Origin of the sequence: Bacillus sp. CGMCC 1.16541 (assembly GCF_003184905.1) — a bacterium.
Taxonomy (GTDB): Bacteria; Bacillota; Bacilli; order Bacillales; family Bacillaceae_H; genus Priestia.
On record NZ_QFRU01000014.1, the window covers coordinates 72133 to 93413 of the forward strand.

19 protein-coding genes and 1 pseudogene are annotated in these 21281 nt (G+C 37.0%); 5 read left to right on the plus strand and 15 right to left on the minus strand.

Annotated elements, in window-relative coordinates:
* Positions 1 to 142: 142 nt before the first annotated feature.
* Complete coding sequence (locus DIS06_RS14035) at positions 143 to 550, minus strand: DUF5365 family protein (RefSeq protein ID WP_110113880.1); 408 nt, start codon at positions 548 to 550, stop codon at positions 143 to 145.
* Positions 551 to 750: 200 nt separating this feature from the next.
* Between DIS06_RS14035 and DIS06_RS14040 the strand changes: the two genes are divergently transcribed.
* Both DIS06_RS14040 and DIS06_RS14045 read left to right on the plus strand, forming a co-directional pair.
* On the plus strand, positions 751 to 1680 hold the full coding sequence (locus tag DIS06_RS14040) for an RluA family pseudouridine synthase (protein WP_110113881.1): 930 nt from the start codon (positions 751 to 753) through the stop codon (positions 1678 to 1680).
* A gap of 243 nt (positions 1681 to 1923) precedes the next feature.
* Complete coding sequence (locus tag DIS06_RS14045) at positions 1924 to 3117, plus strand: dicarboxylate/amino acid:cation symporter (RefSeq protein WP_110113882.1); 1194 nt, start codon at positions 1924 to 1926, stop codon at positions 3115 to 3117.
* A 45-nt stretch (positions 3118 to 3162) separates the two neighbouring features.
* On the opposite strand, the gene DIS06_RS14050 is transcribed toward DIS06_RS14045, so the two are convergent.
* The 3 genes and pseudogenes from DIS06_RS14050 to DIS06_RS20970 all read right to left on the minus strand — a co-directional run.
* Positions 3163 to 3993, minus strand: coding sequence for an aldo/keto reductase (locus DIS06_RS14050; protein WP_162595978.1), 831 nt, complete (start codon positions 3991 to 3993; stop codon positions 3163 to 3165).
* A 188-nt stretch (positions 3994 to 4181) separates the two neighbouring features.
* On the minus strand, positions 4182 to 5147 hold the full coding sequence (locus DIS06_RS20965) for a methyl-accepting chemotaxis protein (RefSeq protein WP_481746868.1): 966 nt from the start codon (positions 5145 to 5147) through the stop codon (positions 4182 to 4184).
* Positions 5142 to 6215, minus strand: a pseudogene (locus tag DIS06_RS20970) (cache domain-containing sensor histidine kinase); the annotation flags it as partial. The gene DIS06_RS20965 and the pseudogene DIS06_RS20970, both read right to left, overlap by 6 nt.
* A gap of 243 nt (positions 6216 to 6458) precedes the next feature.
* On the opposite strand from DIS06_RS20970, the gene dacB reads away from it, so the two are divergent.
* The gene (gene dacB, locus DIS06_RS14060; protein WP_110113884.1) at positions 6459 to 7958 is read left to right on the plus strand and encodes a D-alanyl-D-alanine carboxypeptidase/D-alanyl-D-alanine endopeptidase; all 1500 of its coding nucleotides are present in this window, start codon (positions 6459 to 6461) and stop codon (positions 7956 to 7958) included.
* Positions 7959 to 7992: 34 nt separating this feature from the next.
* On the opposite strand, the gene DIS06_RS14065 is transcribed toward dacB, so the two are convergent.
* Positions 7993 to 8874 (minus strand): cation diffusion facilitator family transporter, encoded by an 882-nt coding sequence (locus tag DIS06_RS14065; protein WP_110113885.1) that lies wholly within the window; start codon positions 8872 to 8874, stop codon positions 7993 to 7995.
* A gap of 193 nt (positions 8875 to 9067) precedes the next feature.
* On the minus strand, positions 9068 to 9469 hold the full coding sequence (locus DIS06_RS14070) for a DoxX family protein (protein ID WP_110113886.1): 402 nt from the start codon (positions 9467 to 9469) through the stop codon (positions 9068 to 9070).
* A 327-nt stretch (positions 9470 to 9796) separates the two neighbouring features.
* On the opposite strand from DIS06_RS14070, the gene DIS06_RS14075 reads away from it, so the two are divergent.
* Positions 9797 to 10753, plus strand: coding sequence for an L-lactate dehydrogenase (locus DIS06_RS14075; protein ID WP_110113887.1), 957 nt, complete (start codon positions 9797 to 9799; stop codon positions 10751 to 10753).
* A 261-nt stretch (positions 10754 to 11014) separates the two neighbouring features.
* Here the strand turns inward: DIS06_RS14075 and bioB are convergent, their stop codons facing one another.
* From bioB to DIS06_RS14100, 6 genes are all read right to left on the minus strand, one after another.
* Positions 11015 to 12013, minus strand: coding sequence for a biotin synthase BioB (gene bioB / locus DIS06_RS14080; protein WP_110113888.1), 999 nt, complete (start codon positions 12011 to 12013; stop codon positions 11015 to 11017).
* Complete coding sequence (gene bioD / locus DIS06_RS14085) at positions 12010 to 12726, minus strand: dethiobiotin synthase (protein WP_110113889.1); 717 nt, start codon at positions 12724 to 12726, stop codon at positions 12010 to 12012. Before bioD ends, bioB begins: the two co-directional genes overlap by 4 nt.
* 1 nt (position 12727) lies before the next feature.
* Positions 12728 to 14110 carry an adenosylmethionine--8-amino-7-oxononanoate transaminase gene (gene bioA, locus DIS06_RS14090; RefSeq protein WP_110113890.1) on the minus strand — a complete coding sequence of 461 codons (1383 nt, stop codon included), beginning with the start codon at positions 14108 to 14110 and terminating at the stop codon, positions 12728 to 12730.
* A 315-nt stretch (positions 14111 to 14425) separates the two neighbouring features.
* A complete protein-coding gene (locus DIS06_RS20185) occupies positions 14426 to 14596 on the minus strand; it encodes a hypothetical protein (RefSeq protein WP_162595979.1) in 171 nt (56 codons plus the stop codon).
* A gap of 141 nt (positions 14597 to 14737) precedes the next feature.
* Positions 14738 to 17245, minus strand: a complete 2508-nt coding sequence (locus DIS06_RS14095; RefSeq protein ID WP_110113902.1) for a heavy metal translocating P-type ATPase — start codon at positions 17243 to 17245, stop codon at positions 14738 to 14740.
* A gap of 153 nt (positions 17246 to 17398) precedes the next feature.
* Complete coding sequence (locus DIS06_RS14100) at positions 17399 to 17764, minus strand: ArsR/SmtB family transcription factor (protein ID WP_110113891.1); 366 nt, start codon at positions 17762 to 17764, stop codon at positions 17399 to 17401.
* Positions 17765 to 17933: 169 nt separating this feature from the next.
* On the opposite strand from DIS06_RS14100, the gene DIS06_RS14105 reads away from it, so the two are divergent.
* On the plus strand, positions 17934 to 18257 hold the full coding sequence (locus tag DIS06_RS14105; protein WP_110113892.1) for an ArsR/SmtB family transcription factor: 324 nt from the start codon (positions 17934 to 17936) through the stop codon (positions 18255 to 18257).
* Between the two features lie 106 nt (positions 18258 to 18363).
* Here the strand turns inward: DIS06_RS14105 and DIS06_RS14110 are convergent, their stop codons facing one another.
* The 3 genes from DIS06_RS14110 to DIS06_RS20415 form a co-directional block, all read right to left on the minus strand.
* A complete protein-coding gene (locus DIS06_RS14110) occupies positions 18364 to 19272 on the minus strand; it encodes a cation diffusion facilitator family transporter (protein WP_110113893.1) in 909 nt (302 codons plus the stop codon).
* Positions 19273 to 19543: 271 nt separating this feature from the next.
* Positions 19544 to 20722, minus strand: a complete 1179-nt coding sequence (yhbH, locus tag DIS06_RS14115; RefSeq protein ID WP_110113894.1) for a sporulation protein YhbH — start codon at positions 20720 to 20722, stop codon at positions 19544 to 19546.
* 357 nt (positions 20723 to 21079) lie between these two features.
* A complete protein-coding gene (locus tag DIS06_RS20415) occupies positions 21080 to 21235 on the minus strand; it encodes a hypothetical protein (RefSeq protein ID WP_204166803.1) in 156 nt (51 codons plus the stop codon).
* Positions 21236 to 21281: the final 46 nt, after the last annotated feature.

Consider the following 21281-nt stretch of genomic DNA (forward strand, 5'->3'; position numbering starts at 1 on the left):
AGACAAAAGGAGCAAGAAACATACCTGTTTGACTCAACCTACAAAAACGCTTGTCTATGATATCCTCAGAAGTGAATGGATACTAGACAAGCGTTTTTGGTTAAATGACTTTTCTGTTACTCATATCATACAAGACAACCATTTAATTTAATGCCACTTTATAGCCGCTTGTTATATGATAAGAACCCGTCGTTACACAATTTTCTTTTGAAAAGTGTTCAATTGAAAAAGGAAAACAAAATCCAAACTCTTCTAATTTTTGAACATTCTTTTCAAAGATTTTTTGATGTTTTTTCTCTATTTTTCTATAACGAATTGTTTGAATGACCGCAATGAGAGCTTGCAAGCTACACACGATTTGAAGCGCTTCCTCTAGCAACCCATTATACGAAGAATTCGATGATTGTAGAGGATTCAAAAGGTGAAGCTCTTGTAACTCGTTAAACTCACTTTCTGATACATATTGGGGCAACAAATCATACAAAAGATGTTCTGTTAACTCTTCTATGTACTCTTCTACCTCTGACGGAGCTGCATATGCAATTCTCACGATTGACCCACCTTTTAAAGAGATACTGTTTTGTAATACTTTTAGGATAACATAAAGTGTAAATGAGAACTGTAGGTAGTTATTTCCTCCTAAAACTATCCTCTTTTTTACAAAAAACATTCTACAAAAAACGACATTATTCTTAATAAACTCATAAAAATGGTATACTTATTAGTAATTCATTTTAGGTGGTTAGAGCGATGACATTAATTAAAAAAGGTGAATGGATTGAAGAAACGATTCGACAAAAATGGAAAGATAAAACAGTCGAACACTATTTAAAAGAGAGATGGAACATTCCTCGTAAAACGCTTCATCTCTATCGTATGGAAAAAAAAGTAATGGTGAATGAAGAGGTTGTAAGGTGGACCACTCACTTACAAGAAAAAGATAATGTGCAGCTGCACGTATATGAGCCAGAGCATCATAATGTGGTGACAAGTTCTATTGAATTGGATGTGTTATATGAAGACCCACATATCCTTATTCTTAATAAGCCTATTCAAATGGACACACATCCTAGTTCTAATGAACAAACTAATACGCTAACTAATGGAGTAGCAGCCTATTTTCAACAGCAAGATTTACACACTCAGCCACGACATGTCCATCGACTTGATAAAGATACATCGGGAGCCATTTTGTATACAAAATACCCGTTGGCGAGTGCTTTATTTGATCAACTATTGGCAGATCGCCACATTAAACGTACTTACATTGCTCTTGTACATGGCATTATTCGTCAAGATAAAGGGACGATACAAGCAAGCATTGGACGCGATCGCCATCATCCAACTCGTAGACGTGTTTCTCCTTCTGGACAACATGCATTAACAAATTATCACGTGCGTTTTCGTGACACCAAACGTAATCAAACACTTGTTGAGCTTTCTTTAGACACAGGTCGAACACATCAAATCCGCGTTCATATGAGCCACTTAGGTCACCCGTTAGTTGGAGATACACTGTATGGCGGTCATGCTATCAAAGGTCAACAACAAGCGTTACATGCTGTTAGGATCACGTTTAAACATGCTATTACAGATAAGGAAGTAGCTGTAACAGCTCCTGTCTCACAGTCATTGTTCGACCCTTATCAATCAGTTATTAAAAGACATATTCTACTTTAAGCTAGCTGAGTCAATAACCTCGGCTAGTTTTTTTATTTAAAGAAAGTCGTGATGCATTAGTTAATTTTTCACAACATTACCGCCACAAATTCAGTAAAAGAAGAGCTCCGCTATCCTTATTAATGCTTAAACTACAACACTTTTTACAAAAACAATTTTAATCAAGAAAAAAAGCTTAACAAATCATGTCGACTTATGTATAATACACCTATAACAAACAAATGTTTTTCACAGGAGGACAAAATGAATAAGATCGGACTTTTGCCTAGAATCGTCATTGCGATTTTACTAGGTATCATGATTGGTAGTGTCGGACCTGAATGGTTCGTTAAGATATTCGTTACATTTAATAGTATATTTGGTAGCTTCCTAGGGTTTGCCATTCCGTTAATTATCCTTGCTTTTATCGCACCAGGGATTGGAGAAATCGGAAAAGGTGCAGGAAAGTTTTTAGGGTTAACAACGGGAATTGCTTATCTATCAACAATTACAGCTGGTCTCTTCGCCTTTCTTGCAGCCAAAAGCTTGTATCCAATTATTTTAAGCACGTCTCAAGGATCAGCAGCTCTTGAAAACCCTGAAGAAGCACTTCTAAAGCCATTCTTTGAAATGCCAATTCCAGCTCCAATGGAAGTTATGACAGCTCTAATTTTAGCATTTACATTGGGTCTTGGAATGGCCGTTATAAAAGGAAATGCGCTTAAGAACGTAATGGTTCAATTCCGTAGTATTGTTGAATTAGTAATCTCAAAAGTAATCATTCCATTATTACCTTTTCATATTTTAGGTATTTTTGCGAACATGACATATGGTGGGCAGGTTCAAACGATTATGTCTGTTTTCGCGAAAGTTTTTATCATGATTATTGCTTTACACACACTGATGCTTATTATGCAATATACAGGAAGTGGATTACTCTCTCGTAAAAATCCATTTAAAATGTTAAAAACAATGCTTCCTGCTTACTTTACAGCTCTTGGCACACAGTCTTCAGCATCAACGATTCCTGTTACATTAGAGCAAACAAAGAAAAACGGTGTGCGCGAAAAAGTTGCCGACTTCTCTGTTCCATTATTAGCTACTATTCACCTGTCAGGTAGTACGATTACACTCGTTTCATGTGCGATGGCAGTGATGCTTTTAAATGGAATGGAAATAAGCTTCTCTATTATTATGCCATTTATCTTAATGCTTGGTGTGACAATGATTGCCGCACCTGGTGTTCCTGGTGGAGCCATTATGGCAGCTGCTGGTTTACTCCAAACAATGTTAGGTTTTAATGAAACAATGGTTGCGTTAATGATGGCACTTTATTTAGCACAAGACAGCTTTGGTACAGCTTGTAACGTAACAGGCGATGGTGCCATTGCAAACGCAGTGGATAAATTAACATCAAAAAAAAGTGACAACCTACAAGAAGTCAAACAAGTAAGTTAACAAAAAAGGAAACGCCATTTTAAATGGCGTTTCCTTTTTTGTTAATTAAAAGTCAAAGTTATCTGGATCTGGACCTACGCGGCGATCTTCATTTAACGCGTCGATTTTCTCCATATCTTCTTTTGTTAACTCAAAGTCAAAGATGCTTGCATTTTCAATAATGCGGTGCTCTTTAATTGATTTCGGAATCGTTACAACTTCATTTTGCAAGTCCCAACGTAAAATCACTTGAGCTACTGATTTATTATATTTTTCACCAATTTCTTGTAGTGTCAAGTTATCAAGTAACTCACCCTGCATTAATGGTGACCATGCTTCAAGTTGAATGCCTTGTTCTTTACAAAATGATTGAAGCTCTGTTTGTGTTAAACGAGGATGATATTCTACTTGGTTCACCATCGGTTTAATCTCCGCATCGGCTAACACATCTTCTAAATGATGAACTTGGAAATTACTTACCCCGATTGCACGAACACGACCGTCTTTATAAAGCTTTTCAAGTGCCTTCCAAGTCTCTTTATACTTTCCTTTTACTGGCCAGTGAACTAAATATAAGTCTAGGTATTCTAATCCTAGTTTTTGCAAACTCGTTTCAAAAGCTTGTAATGTAGACTCATACCCTTGATCTGCATTCCACACTTTTGTTGTAATAAATAGGTCTTCTCGAGCAACACCTGATTCCTTAATTGCTTGACCTACCCCTTCTTCATTTCCATAAATCGCTGCTGTATCGATGCTACGGTATCCAGCTTTAATTGCTGCCTTTACTGAATTAACCACTTCTTGGCCTTCTTCAACTTTAAATACACCTAAGCCAAACCAAGGCATCTTCACACCATTATGTAATGTTGTACTATCAGTTAAACTTTTAACCATGATATCCCCCCCCAATATGGAAACTAAAAACAAAGTTATTTTCTCACAAAACCAAAATCCTACCAAACTTTTTGCTCAACAAAAAGCGAAAAGCGCTTGCTCAGCGGCGTACAAACTGGACAGATCCGTATGAGATAAAGAAAACAAGGTTGCCCTCCACTTATAGGCAACCCTGTTTCTCTATGTTTTTACTTTTCTTTGTCATCGTTTACTTTAAACTGACGAATGGTTTGGACCAATACTTCACTAGCTTCTTGTAATTGTTCTGCTGAGTGAGAAACCGTTGAGATGGCACGAATTTGCTCTTCTGTTGAGGCTGTTATTTCTTCTGTACCAGCTGCTGATTGTTGAGCAATTGCAGCAATACTTTGAATTGCCGAAACAACATCTTCTTTCGTTTCATCGATTTCATCCATATTTTTCACAACTTCTTTAATCGACGTCACAACCTCTTCAATTGTGGACGCAATTGAATGAAACGCATCTTCAGTATCGGCTACAACCGCTTCTTGTAACTTTGATATCTCATCTGTACGTTCAAACTCTTGGTGAACTTTTACAACTTCTCCTTGAATGCTCGCAATGGTTTGACGCACTTTCTCTGTTGCAATTGATGATTGTTCTGCTAGCTTCCTTACTTCGTCTGCTACAACAGCAAAACCTTTTCCATGCTCACCTGCTCTGGCTGCTTCAATGCTTGCATTTAAGGCTAAAAGATTCGTTTGATCAGAAATGGCATTAATTGTGTGAATGATATATTCAATTTCCTTCATTTTGTCCGTTAAATCTTTCATGACCATTTGAACAGATTGGACCACTTCTACTGATTCATTTGTTTGATGACGTAATGTTTTAACTTGCGATAACCCTTTTTCATTTGCTTGTGCTGCTTGTCCAGATAACAGAGTGATTTGTTCATTTTGAGCAATAACGCTCTCAATCTTCGATGACAAATCCATTGTTTTTGTATTTGTACCATCCGCATCTGATGCCTGCTGACTAGCCCCTGTTGCGATTTCTTGGATAGCTCGTCCAATTTCCTCACTCGAAGCGGTTGCCTCTTCGGATACCGCACTTAAGTTTTCAACAGAAAATTTCACACTTTCCACTGATGTTTGGACCGTACTAATCACTTGTTTCATATTTTTAGCCATTTCATTGAATAAAAGTGTTAATTCACCAATTTCATCTTTTGACTTTGTTTCAATATGAACCGTTAAATCTCCATTGGCAACTTTTTCGACTTCTTTCTTTAAACGTGAAATTGGGTTTGTAATGGTACGAGAGATGACAATTGTTAAAATAACTGTTAGTACAAGTCCAATTCCTGCAATGATTAAAATCATTTTAAAAATGTCATTCGCACTTACCAACATATTGTCGTAAATATACGCAAATCCAACTTTCCACCCTGTTGACTCAACTGTTTCGTAAGCTAGAACACGATCTTGCTTTTCATACACATACTGAAGAAAGTCAGATGGATTATCACTTTCATACATCTTCTTAATAAACGAAAGGTCCATTAAGTTATTTCCGGCTTCTGTAGGATGAGCGAGTGCGGTACCTTTGGCATCAAATAAAAACCCGTATCCGCCATAATTAACATTTGTTTCTGACACAATTTTACTCAAGATGCTTAACTCTAAATCAGATGCAACAACACCGAGTAACTCATTTGTTTGAGGATCAATAATTGCTTTAGCAATCGTGACAACTGTTTCACCTGTACTTGCATCTTCATATGGCTCTGTATACACTACCTGATCTGGTGTGCTTTTAGCTTGAATATACCAACCTCTGCCTCTCGGATCATAGCTAGCATCAAAGGTCGCATTCGGAACAGAGAACATTCCTTTTGATTCTGCTCCGATGTATTGAAGTCCAATATTGGGATAACTCTCGGTAAAAGATGTAAATTCTTTCTCAACCGTTTGCCACGTGAAATAAGTTGCTTCTTCGGGCTCCGCTACACCATTTTCTTGTCGTAAAAAGTTAATAATGACATCATTTTGACTGAATCGATCAATGTTACGACTATACATTGTTAAATACAAATCAATGTTTCGCTTTACTTCTTTCACCATTGTTTGTGATTGTACTTTTACATCTTCTTCAATTTGTTTTTTTGTAAATTGATACGCTCCCCCTGAAACAAATAACAAGAGAAGTGTAATAAATAACGTAAACGAAACAACGAGCTTCGTACTTACTTTTTTCATCTCTTTTCTCACCCTTTTTCCTATATATACAGTTATTAACGGACAAACCTATTAAATGTGAAGGAAAAAGACAATAGTTGAATTTTTCAGTTTCTTTTGAGTATAATGACACACATTTAGTGACGCTTACTTCTCAAAAAGACGTGACCTTTTATTCATTTTTCATTATTCCTACATAATATTGTTAAAATATTCTAATTTTTTAGTTACTATTAATTCATCACTAACTAAAGGAGGAATGACATGAAATCATTGTATGTCACCAAAAAACAGTTATTTACGTACTTACTTCTCTTCACACTTATCTTAACGCCTTTCCAACCAGCCGAGACTCCTACAAACGTAACTGCATCCAATGACTACACAGATTTAGAGCAAAACATTCACCACATTTTATCAGATGATCGCTTAAAAGGAGCTATTAGTGCCGTTAGTGTTCGCGATGCAAAAAGTGGGGATGTTGTTTTTGAAAAGTGGGGAGATATGCGTCTGAAGACGGCTTCAAATATGAAACTCCTTACAGCAGCTGCTGCTCTTCATACGTTAGGTCCTGACCATACCTTTAAAACCGAGATCCTCACAGATGGAGAAATTGTTGGGGACGTATTAAAAGGAAATCTCTACTTAAAAGGAAAAGGAGACCCTACGCTCTTAAAGCAAGATTTTGATCAAATGAGTACATATTTAAAGTCTAAAAACATTCGAATGATTCAAGGAGACATTATTGCAGATGATACGTGGTACAATGCAGTAAGACTATCAGAAGACATGATTTGGAACGATGAATCGTATTACTACGGGGCGCAAATTTCTGCTCTAACAGCTTCACCTAATGAAGATTATGATGCAGGAACTGTCATCGTTGAAACATCACCTACAAAACCTGGACAAGTTGCTAAAATTTCATTAATTCCTGAAACAACTTATCCTACTATCATTAATAAAACAAAAACAATTGAAAGTGGAACTCGTTCCATTCGTGTAACACGAGAGCATGGAACAAATAATATTGTTGTAGAAGGAACGATTCCATTTAATAGTACTAATACTCGCTCATGGGTAACACTTTGGGAGCCGACTGGCTACGCACTTGATTTGTTTAAAAAGGCTCTTGTGCAAGCTGGTATTCATGTAAAGCCAAAACAAGGTGGATACGGCCAAACACCACCAAGTGCACAAGTATTATACACAAGAGAGTCTATGCCTCTTTCTGAGCTACTTGTTCCGTTCATGAAGCTCAGTAACAACACCATTGCTGAAACATTAGTAAAAGAAATGGGACAAGCCGTTCATCACGAAGGAAGTTGGGAAAAGGGACTTGAGGTTCTTGAAGATTATGTTGCGGCACGTGGACTTAATACAAATACAATGCGTATTCGAGACGGCTCTGGTATCTCACATGTGACAAACATTCCTGCAAATGAGCTGTCAAAATTGCTTGTTGAAGTGCAAAAAGAAGAATGGTATCCAACTTTCCTACACTCTCTTCCAGTCGCAGGTGCGAGTGACCGCTTAGAAGGTGGTACGCTTCGTAGTCGTATGAGAGGAACAGCGGCTGAAAGGAATGTAAAAGCAAAAACAGGTACAATTACAGGTGCTACTTCCCTTTCTGGTTATGTAACAACAAAAGATGGACAGGATTTGGTGTTCTCTATCATATTAAATAACTTTATGGCGAGCAACTTGCGAGACATTGAAGATAAAATTGCAGTGGCCTTAGCGGAGTACGAAGACAAAGAGTAAAACAAAAAAAGAGGATGACTGGTACTCTATCCATTCATCCTCCTTTCTTTTTATGAACATCAGGTTCAATATGCACGATAGTCTCTCTTATTTTATAGTCGTGCTTCATCACATCTTCAATTTGGTCAGCAATCTCATGGCTTTGAATGACATTTAAATGAGGATCGACCATCACCGTTACTTCAAGCATCACATAATTGCCTTGCATACGACCTTTTAAATCTTTAATAAAATTGACTCCTTCAACTTCTGTAATGACGTGTTCATACTTCATTAGTTCCTCTTGATTAAATCCATCGGTTAATACGTGAGTTACGTCTTTAAAAATATCAAATGCCGTTTTACAAATGATGAGCCCCACCACAACAGCCGCTACAGTATCAAGCCACGGCATCCCAAATTGTGAACCGACAACACCAACGACTGCTCCAACACTAACGAGCGCATCTGAAAGATTATCCTTTGCAACAGCATGTAGCGACTGACTTTTTAATTGCTTAGCCAAACCGTTATTATAAAGAAACACGGCAATCATTATAACGGCACACACTAATCCAACCCATGCAGCTAGTAGATCGGGTGTTTCAGTTCTATGGTAAAAAAGAGATTGTCCCGCATTCACTAGTACCTGTAAACCGATAATCATCATAATAAAAGAAGCTAATAATGAAGAAATGTTTTCCGCTCTTGAATGCCCATAAGGATGGTCTTCATCTCTCGGTTTTTGAGAAATCTTCAATCCGATGAGAACCGCTACAGATGCAATAATATCTGTTAAATTATTAAATCCATCTGCTCGTAAAGCAGCAGAATGTGCCATACTACCAATGGTTAGCTTGCATATTGATAACACAATGTATGTAATAATACTAACCCAAGCGCCCTTTTGAGCGACTTTGTAATAATCTTGATTCACTCGACATCATACCCTTTTTATTTTTACTGTTATAAGCAAAAACAAGTGTACCAAAGTAGAATCGTGTGGGTCTATAGAAACATTGTTGAAGACTAACATGTATGTAGAGCAAGTAAAATAATGTAGCCCTTTGCTAAACAAGTTGCATAAAGTAAAAAACAAGTGAGGTGCTTCTCACTTGTTTTTTATCTCATTAGTTAAAAATAAGCATATCTACGGAATACGATCCTGCTCCCATTAATGCCACAGCTAGTGCTACAACAATGATAAATAAATTAAACTCATATCCATTTTGCGTCACCCAGTATCCGTTTGCTCCGTGTACTTTGACAATTGCAATGATCATTGTACCAATAATCATCGCTGCCGCTAATGGTGTTAACAGCCCTAATACAAATAAAGCTCCTCCAACAAGCTCTGTTAATCCTGCAATAATGGCCATTTGTTTTCCAGGTTTAATTCCAATAGACTCAAAGAAACCTCCTGTCCCTTGAACCCCATGACCACCAAACCAACCGAACAACTTTTGAGCACCATGACCCATAAATGAAAGACCTACAACTAAGCGAATTAGTAACAATCCAATACTAATCATTAAAAATTCCTCCTTTAATGTTTCGGAATTAAATATTTTTAATTCGAGATATAATAAAAAATAAAATACTTATTACTCGTTAAATATTTTTAATTCAAGATAATTATATTCAAGATAGATAGAAAGTGTCAATATTTAAAAAAAAATGAATTGGTCATCTCTCTCCTTCCGATATGGTCTGAAATTAATACTCATCTCATACTTATGAAGAAGTTATGACAAAATCATGAAAACATACGATGTGTGATTTTTATCACATCTCTCTTTCAACATCTTTGTTACATTAAGATTGTGAAAGCACTCACATATAGGAGAAAGGTGATTAACATGAAAAGTGGATTTATAACAAAAACAAGAAAAGTAGCTGTTGTTGGAGCTGGATTTGTAGGATCTAGCTATGCCTTCGCTTTACTAAATCAAGGAGTTGCTAACGAAGTAGTTTTAATTGATATTAACCAAGAAAAAGCTGAAGGTGAAATTCGCGACTTAAATCATGGAATGCCATTTGCTTCTCCAATGCAAATTAAAGCTGGTAACTACGATGAGTGTAAAGATGCAGATTTAGTTGTGATTACAGCTGGATCCAACCAAGGACCTGGTGAAACACGACTTGATTTAGTTGAGAAAAACGTGAAGATTTTCAGAAAAATTGTTTCGCATATTATGGCCAGTGGTTTTGATGGTATTATTCTTGTCGCAACAAATCCTGTTGATATTTTAAGTTACGTGACATGGCAAGCTTCAGGCCTTCCGAAAGAACGTGTGATTGGCTCTGGAACCATTCTAGATACAGCGCGTTTCCGCTACTTATTAAGTGATTACTTTAACATTGATCCTCGAAACGTACATGCTTATATTATGGGCGAACACGGTGATACAGAATTACCAGTATGGAGTCATGCACAAATCGGTGGTATACCACTTAAAAAGTTTTTAAATGAAGAAAATATTGCTGAACATCCTGACATGAAAGAAATCTTTTTAAATACACGTGATGCAGCTTACCACATTATTAACCGAAAAGGTGCAACGTATTATGGAATTGCGATGGGACTCGTGCGAATTACAAAAGCCATCTTAGATAACGAAAATGCAATATTAACAGTATCTGCTTTACTAGAAGGTCAATATGGAGTCAATGGGGTGTATAGTGGTGTACCAGCCATTGTGAATAAAGACGGTATACGTGAAATTCTTGAATTAGAACTGAATGAAACAGAATTAAAACAATTTCAGTATTCTGCGCAAGTATTAAAAGAAACACGTGAAAAGGTCTTTCAATAAACAAAAAAGTGTCTCAAAACAAGATTGGTTTTCTTATGCTCGTGAGAATGATGACATTTAGATTTGCTTTATTTATGTGATGATACCAGTGTTTGTCACAATCTAATCAAACGTTTGTTTAAATAGGTGATGCGTATGGAGAAACAACATCTAATACCCTAACTAACACCGCTTGCCTCTTAATATTCTGTACAGGGGATACATAGATTGGCAAGCAATGTTGTTAGTTATATTAGAAGCTTAAAAAATAACCACTTTCTTTTATAACGCGCATTCCTCGATCTCAAACCCTAGGTCTTCAATCATCTTCCAGTCTGCGGTTGGTTCTTGTCCTTGTGTTGTTAAGTAATCTCCTACAAAGATTGAGTTTGCAGCGAATAACCCAAGTGGTTGAAGAGAGCTTAAATTCATTTCACGGCCACCAGAAATACGAATCTCTTTTGTTGGATTCACAAAGCGCATCATCGCTAAAATCTTCAAACATTTCATTGGCGTTAATTCTTGCTTTCCTTCAAGTGGCGTTCCTTTTACTGAAACAAGGAAGTTACAAGGAATCGAATCAGCATCCAGCTCTCTTAGCTGAACGGCAATATCTACCGCTTGCTCATCGGTTTCACCCATTCCAAAAATGGCACCAGAGCATGGTGACATTCCTGCCTGTTTGGATTTTTGAACGGTATCCACACGATCATCGTAGCCATGTGTTGAACAAATGTTATCATAGTTATCTGCATGTGTATTTAAATTATGATTGTAACGATGAACACCTGCTTCTTTTAAACGAGTTGCTTGATCTTCATTTAAGAATCCAAGACAGGCACAAATTTTCAAATCTGTTTTTTCACTAATTTCTTTCACTGCTCCGATGACGTGGTCTACTTCTTTGTTTGTTGGACGGCGACCAGATGCAACGATGCAGTAAGTGCCTGCTTTACGACGCTTTGCTTCGAGTGCACCTTCTACAATCTTTTCTTGTGTTAACCATGCATATTTATCAATAGGTGCTTCTGATACAATGGATTGCGAACAATATCCACAGTCTTCTGGACAAAGCCCTGATTTTGTATTGATAATCATGTTTAGCTTTACTTTTTTACCATAATGATGATGACGAATTGAATACGCCGCATTCATAATTTCAAGCACTTCTTCATCACTAGCCTTGATAATTGAAAGCGCTTCTTCATTTGTCGTCAAATGACCATTTATAACCTCTTGTGCTAAATCTTTCCAATTAATTTTTGTTTGAACGTTACTCATCCATTTCTCCCCACTTTACTTTTAATGAATTGACTAATATCTTCTACATTTATGTAGCGATGGACTGCTTCAATTAATTGGTCTTTCATGGTAATAGAATCTAATGAAGGCATCATCCCCAACACCTTCACATGTCCATACTGTTCAATCATTTCTTTATTCTCTAGCACTCGTTCTACTTGAGTTTCATCATAATGACAAAGAATAACCCCAACAACTTCAACACCATGTTGACGAGCATACTCAATCGTTAACAATGTATGATTGACTGTTCCTAATGTTCCTCGTGCTACAATAAGAAGAGGAAGATTAAATGCTTTGATCGTTTCTATTAACAAAGCATCAGTTGTATACGGAACCGCTAAACCACCCGCACCTTCTACCAAAAGAGAATCATATTTTTCAAGAAATTGATAATAATGAGTTAGTAACTGATCAACAGTAACCTGTTTATTCGCTCGTTGTAACGCCAATTGTGGGGCCAACGGTTCATCTAATGAATAAGGACAAATGGCGTTAACGTCGTCATCCACACTAGACATCACCTTTAGCCTCGCCGCATCTCCCCTTTCATCACTTGCTTTATGTCCGCTTTGAATCGGTTTGAATACGCCTATGTTATACCCTTTCTCTCGTAAAGCTCCAGCCAATCCACCAGTGATGACGGTTTTTCCTACTTCTGTATCCGTTGCCGTAATAAATAGCCCACTCATTTTACGACCGCCTCTCTGTAATCTCTAGGATTGATTCATAGAGTATATCAAGCATGTCATCTAGCTCTTCTTTCGTAGAAGCAAGTGGTGGAATGAATGTAATAACGTTACCAAGTGGGCGAATGAGCATCCCTAACTCTCTTGCATAACGACAAACACGCACACCTACTCGTTCTTCCCATGCATATTCTTCTTTTGTTTCTTTATCTACGACGAGTTCAATCCCAATCATAAATCCTTTTTGACGAATATCACCCACATGGTTTAACTCATAAAATGTATGTAACTTATTAGCGAGGTAGTCCGATTTCTCTGCTACATTCTCTATTAATCTATTTTTCTCATAAAGCTCGAGGTTTGCGAGTGCTGCCGCACAGCCAAGTGGATTTCCTGTGTAGCTATGACCGTGAAAAAATGTTTTTTGTTCTTCATATTCACCTAAAAATGCATGATAAATCTCATCTGTCGCAACAGTAATGGCAATCGGTAAATAACCAGCTGTCAGTCCTTTTCCAGCGGTTAAAATATCTGGTGTCACATCCTCATATTCACATGCAAACATTTTACCTGTACGCCCAAATCCTGTTGCAACTTCATCTGCAATTAAAAGGACGTCATATTTTGTACACAGCTGTCGTAACCCTTTTAAATAACCTTCTGGCATGACAATAATGCCGCTTGCTCCCTGTACAATTGGCTCCACAATTAAGCCTGCAACTTCATGACTTCGTTCACTTAATACAGCTTCCACTTCTGCTAGATAATTCTCTACAATCGTTTCTGGATTTTGTCCATAGGGAGAACGATATGTTCCTGGATAGGGCACTTTAATTGATGGAAATAGTAGTGAGCGATATGTTTTATGGTACAAGTCAATTGCACCAACTGAAACTGCGCCAATCGTATCTCCATGGTAAGCTTCTTGCATGGTAATAAAATGTTGCTTTTCAGGTTTCCCTTTATGTTGCCAATATTGAAAGGCCATTTTAACCGCAATCTCTACAGCCGTTGCGCCTGCATCTGAATAAAAGACTTTGCGAAGACCTTTTGGTACTAATTCGACGATTTTTTCAGCTAACAAAACAGATGGTACATTCGCCATGCCAAGTAATGTCGAATGTGCGACACGTCCAAGCTGCTCAATGACCGCTTCATTGATTTCTTTTACATTATGACCATGAACATTGAGCCAAATTGATGAAAATCCATCCCAATAGCCTTTTCCATTCATGTCGTATAACTTACGACCGCTTCCATGTGAAATAATGACAGGATCATCTTCTCTGTATTGCTTCATCTGTGTAAAAGGATGCCATACATATTCTTTATTCTTTTTTGCCATTTCTTCATAAGAAATTCCTGGATATGTAGAAACTGATGTCATCTTTTCAACCCCTTATGTTAACTTTATGTAATTAAAAGTTAACACTTATAAGTGAAATTTGTCAAACTATTTCCAAAAATGTTTAATCGATTATGTTCTAACCCTTTTTAAAATAAGAATACCGAGTAGCTTGTTTATCTATCACTATTGTTTACGTTTCGTTTCCGCCATCCCTCGACATATTTCCCCAGAAATAATGACAATTATTTCTCTTTCTCTATTCTATCTCCAGCACAAAAAAGGTCTCTATCAAAGAGAGTCTACTCCTTTTGATAAAGACCTTTCTATACAAACTGACTCATACGTACATTATTTTTAATACGTAAGGTCAAACCTTTCAAGAAACTCATGATACGCTTCAATTCGACCTTCAATGTTTGCTTTTTCAACGTCTGTTAACTCATTGTTTTTTAAATACGTTTGTTGTTCCTCAATTTGTGACTTAATGTACGATGCAATCGATGTTTCGTTAAATGTTCCTAACATGTCATCCACCTCGTTTTATAGGATAGTAACTTTTACCCCTTGATGAGAAGATGAAACCTTTTTAAGCGATAAAACAACTACGTACATTAAAATGAGGTATCGTGTTTAGGTATGACGATTTGTATCTATATTCTTAACTCTTTAGCTCTTCATTCTTAGTAAACGAAGACTATTTAAAATAACAAGTAATGCTGCTCCTGTATCACTTAGTACCGCAAGCCATAACGTTAACCAACCTGGAAAGATAAACGCTAGCGCCACGGCTTTGACAATTAAGGAGAACCAAATGTTTTGCTTAATAATGGTCAATGCTTTCCGACTTAATTTAATCGTATGAGGAAGCTTCTCTAAGTTATCTGCCATAAGGACAATATCGGCCGTTTCCATAGCTGTATCAGTTCCCGCTCCTCCCATCGCAATGCCAAGATCTGCAGTCGCTAATGCTGGGGCGTCATTAATACCATCTCCAACCATCGCTGTTCGATAACCTTCTTGTTGTAATTGTTGGATCGCAGCTACTTTATCTTCTGGCATTAAGTTCGCAAAATAACGACTAATCTTTGAATCTGAAGCAATTTTCTTTGCTGTTCCTTCATGATCACCCGTTAACATCACAAGCTGATTTACACCTACTTGTTTCAAACGTTCAAGTGCTGCCAGCGTCGATGTTCTCATTTGGTCAGCCACACCAATGACCCCTAATACGTGATGCTCTGTTCCTACAATAATAAGTGTTTTGCCTTCCTTTTCAAGCTGTTCAATCTTATTCATAATCGGGTCAAGAGGTGTACCAATTTCTAAAAAAAGCTTTTTATTTCCAGCATAGTAAACCGTTCCGTCAATTGCGGCTTGAATTCCTTTTCCAGTTAACGCTTTAAAATGCTCTCCTTGTAGAGGAGAGATACCTCGTTGATTACCATCTGTTACAATCGCTTTTGCAATCGGATGATTTGAATACTCTTCTAACGTTCTTGCGACAGCTAATAATTCATGTTCTGTTCCATGAGCTGCAAAAACAGTATCCACCGCTGGCTTTCCTTCTGTTAACGTTCCAGTTTTATCAAATGCAATCGCTTGAATACTACCAGCCGCTTCAAGAAATGTACCACCTTTAATCAAAACACCATTTTTAGCTGCATTGCCAATTGCTGAAACAATGGCAACAGGCGTCGAAATGACCAATGCACAAGGACAAGCAACAACCAGTAACTCTAAGCCTTTGTAAAACCATTCCCCCCATGCACCCATTCCAATAACAGGTGGGATAAGGATCATGGCTAATGCTAACACAAACACAATCGGTGTATAAATCTCAGCAAACTTATCAACAAACGCTTGTGCCGGTGCTTTCTTTTCTTGCGCCTCTTCAACTAAATGAATAATTTTCGCAATGGTTGTGTCTTCAACGACTTTTGTTACTTTAATTTCAAGAGAGCCACTCTCGTTAATTGTACCTGCGTACACCACATCGCCTGCTTGTTTATCTACTGGAATCGATTCACCGGTAATTGGAGCTTGATTAATGCTCGATTCACCTTTGACAATCTCTCCATCAAGAGGAATACGATCACCTGGTTTGACAACAATGATATGACCTATCGTAATTTCTTCTACATCTTTTTTTACAAGTTGAGTACCTTGTTTTACCCAAGCTTCAGGTGGTGCTAAATCCATTAGATTACGAATAGAAGCTCTTGTTTGTCCAATGGAACGTGTTTGTAGCGCTACACCTAGTGCAAACAACCATACCACCGTTGCTCCTTCTAGCCACTCTCCAATTAAGGCTGCACCTAGTGCTGCGACTGTCATTAAAACATTCATATCAAGCGAGCGACTTCTTACTGCATAGTAGGCACTTTTCGCTGGTTTATGTCCGCTAATCACCATTGCACTCGCATAGAGAAGAATTGTTAAAAGCTCATTAACTCCAGTATAGGAACTTGCAAACCCTAATGCAATGAGAATACCTGAAGCGATAATGGAAGTAGACTTTCCTTTTTTCACTTCTTCCTTTTGTCTGTTTCGTGTAATCAATGTAGCAGTGTAGCCCGCTTTTGCTACTTCTTTGACAACATCATCTACACTACTTTCATGTTCGATTTGCATTTTACCTGTCGCAAAGCTCACATTCACTTCTTTCACATGTGACAATGTACGCAAATGATTTTCGAGTGTTTTTGCACAAGCGCCACAGTCCATTCCTTCAACCCTATATGTTTTCATACGTTTATTTTCTTGAATAGGTTCAATTGTAAACCCTAACTTTTCGACTTGCGACGGAACAACTAAAAAAGCTGATTCTAAACTAGCGGCCACTTCCATTTTTCCTGTATTGTAATTAATCGTAACGTCTTCAATATCTCTTAGCGTTCGGATGCTCTTCTCAATTGTCATGGCACAAGATGGACAATCCATGCCATACACACGATAGGCAGCTTTTGGGCCAGTGCTATTTACTAAGCCAGGTTGATTATGTGACGTTGAACAACAACTAGACGTTGCGTCCAAAGTTTTATCTACATTTGAGTGACAGCAATGAGAGTGTAGTTTCACTTCAGAATTATCTTCTACTTTTGAAGTGAAACAGCTTGACGTTGACACTCTTTGAATCGCTTCCCCCTTGCAGCCAGATATATTGTTGTGTTCCATTTGACTAGCTGTTTCCCCTCCACAACAGCTTACTGATTCACTTGTCACTTTTTCATTATGACAACAAGAAGAGCTCTCCAACTTTTCTTTTTTTGATTTATCTTTATCTTGTTTCACGCGTATCCACTCCCATATAGTCCCTACAAAGATGAATTAACTCCGTGTTTTTAGTTCTTGTTGATGAGCAAAAAGAACTTGTATTAACTGTTCCATATGTTCATCGTCTAATGAATAAAACGCTAATTTTCCTTCTTTTCGATATTTAGCGATACCCATATTGCGTAGAAGACGCAAGTGATGAGAAGTAGTTGCTACCGTTGCTTCAATGATATTTGCTACGTCACACACACATAATTCTGTCCCTTGGTATAAAGCAAAAACCACTTTCATTCTTGTTTCATCTGCTAACGCTTTTAGCATTTTGGTTGCACGCTGAATATCTTCTACTACAATAGACGATTTCACTTCGTTTACCTTACTCTCATTAAAACAGTAAATCTCACAACGATCCTTCCCCATCGTATCTCCCTCACATTCAAATTTTCATTTGACTATAATGTATGCTACTTTTTAAAAATGGTCAAACATTTATTTAAATATTTAAATTAAAACAAGCAAAAGTTATGTTGTTGTACTTCCTATAGGACTTTCTTATAATGAAAAGAGAACGAGTAAAGGAGTGATGACTATGCAGGAAAAGGAGTTCTCTTCGAGTCAGGATCATCATCTCGATGAAGAAACATTGTTTATTGTCTCTCAAACTTTTAAAGGTCTCTCTGATCCCACTCGACTTCGAATTCTCCATTTATTGTTTGAAGGAGAGCATTCAGTCAATGAAATAGCTGAGAAATTGTCATTACTTCAATCGACTGTCTCTCATCAACTTCGCTTTTTAAAAAACATTCGATTAGTTAAATTTAGAAGAGAAGGTACAACGATGTTTTATTCTCATGATGATGAACATGTCGTTCATGTGCTAAAACAAATGATTGAACATGCCAAACACATGTAAATGGAGATTTCCGAAAAACGTTTAAACAGATGAAACAATTACTTAATGCAACATCCCATGCTTATGTTGCATCTAATGAGCACGGAATGTTGCGCTTATTTCTTTGTTAATTACAATGCTCTCCTTTTGAACAACTATAATCCTCTACATCAATCTGTATGGTCGTATGATGCAAGTGAAATTGATCATGTAAGACGGTATTTGCTTTTTTCAGCAACTGTTGATGATTGATTCCTTGTTCAACAACAAAATGACAGCTAAGTGCTGGAAAGTTCGATGTAATCGCCCACACGTGTAAATCATGTATGTCTTTGATTTCTTCAAAACTCAATAGTGCATCTTTTAACTGTTTCACATCAATGTTTGTTGGAACACCTTCCATAAGGATATGAAAAGCATCTTCCGTTACTCGCCAACCACTGATGATAATCAATATTGCTACGATAATACTTGCAAGTGAATCAGCAAGACTCCAACCGAAAAACATAATGAGTAATGCAGCTATAATAGCTCCCACAGAACCTAACATATCACCTAAAACATGTAGAAACGCACTACGTACATTTAAGTTTTCTTCTTTGTCACCTTTCATGAGGATATATGCAGCTACAATATTCACAAGGAGTCCAATGGATGAAACGATCAGCATTCCTGTGCTTACGACTTCTGGTGGACTTAAGATTCTTTGATATGCTTCCCAGAAAATATAAAGCGAAATAACAATAAGCGTGATGCCATTAATAAAAGCTGCTAAAATTTCAAAACGCTTATAACCAAACGTCTTTGAGAACGAAGCACCCTTTTCACCAAAAGTTAAAGCTAAAAAACTTAGTCCTAACGCTGCAGCATCACTTAACATATGACCAGCATCTGATAATAAAGCTAAGCTATTCGTTAAAATTCCACCAATCACTTCTATTATCATGTAAGCAGTAATAATGAAAAACGACCATTTGAGTGCTTTTTTATTTTGACTTCCGTGGTGATGATGCCCGTGACTATGTGAATGTCCCATACGTTTCACTCCTTTATATGAATATATGTACATATATTTATATATTATGACAAACTCAAAAAATAGGTGCAAGATGAATCTTTATTTTCAGAAGAATAGTCGTCTTTTATGAGGTTCTTCAAACGTACTTTACAAAAATCGGCCTGAATTGTCCCATTCTTTTTATACAAACAAAAATACACCCTACTTGTTAGGGTGTACCTAAAAAGCAGGGTGTATTTTAACAATAAAAGGGAGTACATAAAACACTTACACTCCCTCCATTTACCAATTATGCGTATCTGGCATCTTCTTCGTTCTTCTTAAAGAAACTTCTCATTGCATGAAACACATCTGCTTTTTGTTTTAAAATGAAGTAGCTAAATTTTTCATCTTGAATGTTTTTATATGCGGACATTAACGTGGAATGTCTGTTGTATTGGTTCACTTCTCCGTATCCAAACATGTTTGATACTTTCATCAACTCATTAACCAGTTTGACACAACGAGCGTTGTCTGATGTTAAATTGTCTCCATCTGAGAAATGGAATGGATAAATATTATATCGACTTGGGTCATATTTTTGGTCGATTAGTTCTAATGCTTTACGATAAGCTGAAGAACAAATGGTTCCTCCGCTTTCTCCTTTTGAAAAGAAATCTTCTTCTGATACAACTTTTGCTTCTGTATGATGGGCAATAAATTCAATATCGACTGTCTCATATTTTGTTCGTAAAAAGCGGGTCATCCAAAAGAAAAAGCTACGCGCCATGTATTTTTCCCAAATCCCCATTGAACCACTGGTGTCCATCATCGCAAGAACAACAGCTTTTGATTCTGGCTTTAGGACTTCATTCCACGTTTTAAACTTTAAATCTTCTGGATAGATAGGGTGAAACGCTGGTTTTCCTGTCATCGCATTTCGTTTATACGCTGTCATCATTGTTCGTTTCTTATCAATGTTCCCCATGAGCCCCGTTTTCCGAATATCGTTAAATTCAATGTGTTGCACAATATTTTGATCTGTTTGCTTTCGTTTTAAATTTGGTAGCTCTAATTGGGAAAATAACGCTTCTTGTAGCTCCATTAACGATACTTCTGCTTCATAATAATCTTCTCCAGCTTGATCCCCAGCTCCTTGACCTTTTCCAGCACCTTTTTGACCATTCCCTGCTGAACCATCTCGAGCCACCACATCTCCAACTTTACTGTCACCATCACCTTGACCAACATGCTTATTTTTATCGTAGTTATACCGAATTCGATACTCATCTAAGGAACGAATTGGAATTTTAACAACATCTCTTCCATTTGACATAACAATGTTTTCTTCAGTAATTAAATCTGGAAGGTTATTTTTAATCGCCTCTTGAATTTTCTCTTGATGTCGTTTTTGATCATCATGACCTTTGCGGTGGAGGGACCAATCTTCTTTTGAAATCGCAAAACTTTTATCTTCTTCTTTTCCCATATCACTTACCCTCCCTTTATAAAAAGTAATCACTTTTTTCACGTTCTCAACATACATTATGATGAATGCATTCGACTAAAAAAACCTTTTCGAGAAAGGTTGGTTACTCTATCCTATGCAAAAATTCTAAATAATTGACAAATAATTACGACAATTTAAAGTGTAGAATTTTAAAGAAGACAAGCATCATTTGAGTTGCCATAGAATAAGTATGCTTGTATTTACATATATATTAATTTATGTTTTAAAAAAGATTTGGTGCGGACATAAAATGAAAAGGGGCTGAGATGAAATAGACGGAAAATCACCTATCAACCTCAACCCCTTTTCTTTATTTTTCCTGCTTACGTCTCGATCTCATTGTTTGTTTTTCTTTTGAGCATGTTTATCTGACGTCTCGCGTTCTTCCTGACGTTCTTTCTGCAAGTGTTCCATCACTTTTCCGTGCTCTTTCATTTCTTCTAAATTCGTTACCATTGATCCATTTTTCGGCTCTTTCTTTTCATTGCTCATTCCGATCACCTCTTTTTATATATAATTTCCTCCTTCTTATCTGTAA

Bases quoted from the DNA above. Each gene is read 5' to 3' on its own strand.
- DIS06_RS14050 (WP_162595978.1), bottom strand. From the start codon at position 3,993: ATGGTTAAAAGTTTAACTGATAGTACAACATTACATAATGGTGTGAAG.
- DIS06_RS14100 (WP_110113891.1), bottom strand. From the start codon at position 17,764: ATGGGGAAGGATCGTTGTGAGATTTACTGTTTTAATGAGAGTAAGGTA.
- DIS06_RS14070 (WP_110113886.1), bottom strand. From the start codon at position 9,469: ATGATTAGTATTGGATTGTTACTAATTCGCTTAGTTGTAGGTCTTTCA.
- yhbH (WP_110113894.1), bottom strand. From the start codon at position 20,722: ATGGGAAAAGAAGAAGATAAAAGTTTTGCGATTTCAAAAGAAGATTGG.
- DIS06_RS14040 (WP_110113881.1), top strand. From the start codon at position 751: ATGACATTAATTAAAAAAGGTGAATGGATTGAAGAAACGATTCGACAA.
- DIS06_RS14045 (WP_110113882.1), top strand. From the start codon at position 1,924: ATGAATAAGATCGGACTTTTGCCTAGAATCGTCATTGCGATTTTACTA.
- bioA (WP_110113890.1), bottom strand. From the start codon at position 14,110: ATGACATCAGTTTCTACATATCCAGGAATTTCTTATGAAGAAATGGCA.
- bioD (WP_110113889.1), bottom strand. From the start codon at position 12,726: ATGAGTGGGCTATTTATTACGGCAACGGATACAGAAGTAGGAAAAACC.
- DIS06_RS14075 (WP_110113887.1), top strand. From the start codon at position 9,797: ATGAAAAGTGGATTTATAACAAAAACAAGAAAAGTAGCTGTTGTTGGA.
- DIS06_RS20415 (WP_204166803.1), bottom strand. From the start codon at position 21,235: ATGAGCAATGAAAAGAAAGAGCCGAAAAATGGATCAATGGTAACGAAT.
- DIS06_RS20185 (WP_162595979.1), bottom strand. From the start codon at position 14,596: ATGTTAGGAACATTTAACGAAACATCGATTGCATCGTACATTAAGTCA.
- DIS06_RS20965 (WP_481746868.1), bottom strand. From the start codon at position 5,147: ATGGCTAAAAATATGAAACAAGTGATTAGTACGGTCCAAACATCAGTG.
- DIS06_RS14110 (WP_110113893.1), bottom strand. From the start codon at position 19,272: ATGGGACATTCACATAGTCACGGGCATCATCACCACGGAAGTCAAAAT.
- DIS06_RS14095 (WP_110113902.1), bottom strand. From the start codon at position 17,245: ATGGAACACAACAATATATCTGGCTGCAAGGGGGAAGCGATTCAAAGA.
- bioB (WP_110113888.1), bottom strand. From the start codon at position 12,013: ATGAGTAACGTTCAAACAAAAATTAATTGGAAAGATTTAGCACAAGAG.
- DIS06_RS14105 (WP_110113892.1), top strand. From the start codon at position 17,934: ATGCAGGAAAAGGAGTTCTCTTCGAGTCAGGATCATCATCTCGATGAA.
- dacB (WP_110113884.1), top strand. From the start codon at position 6,459: ATGAAATCATTGTATGTCACCAAAAAACAGTTATTTACGTACTTACTT.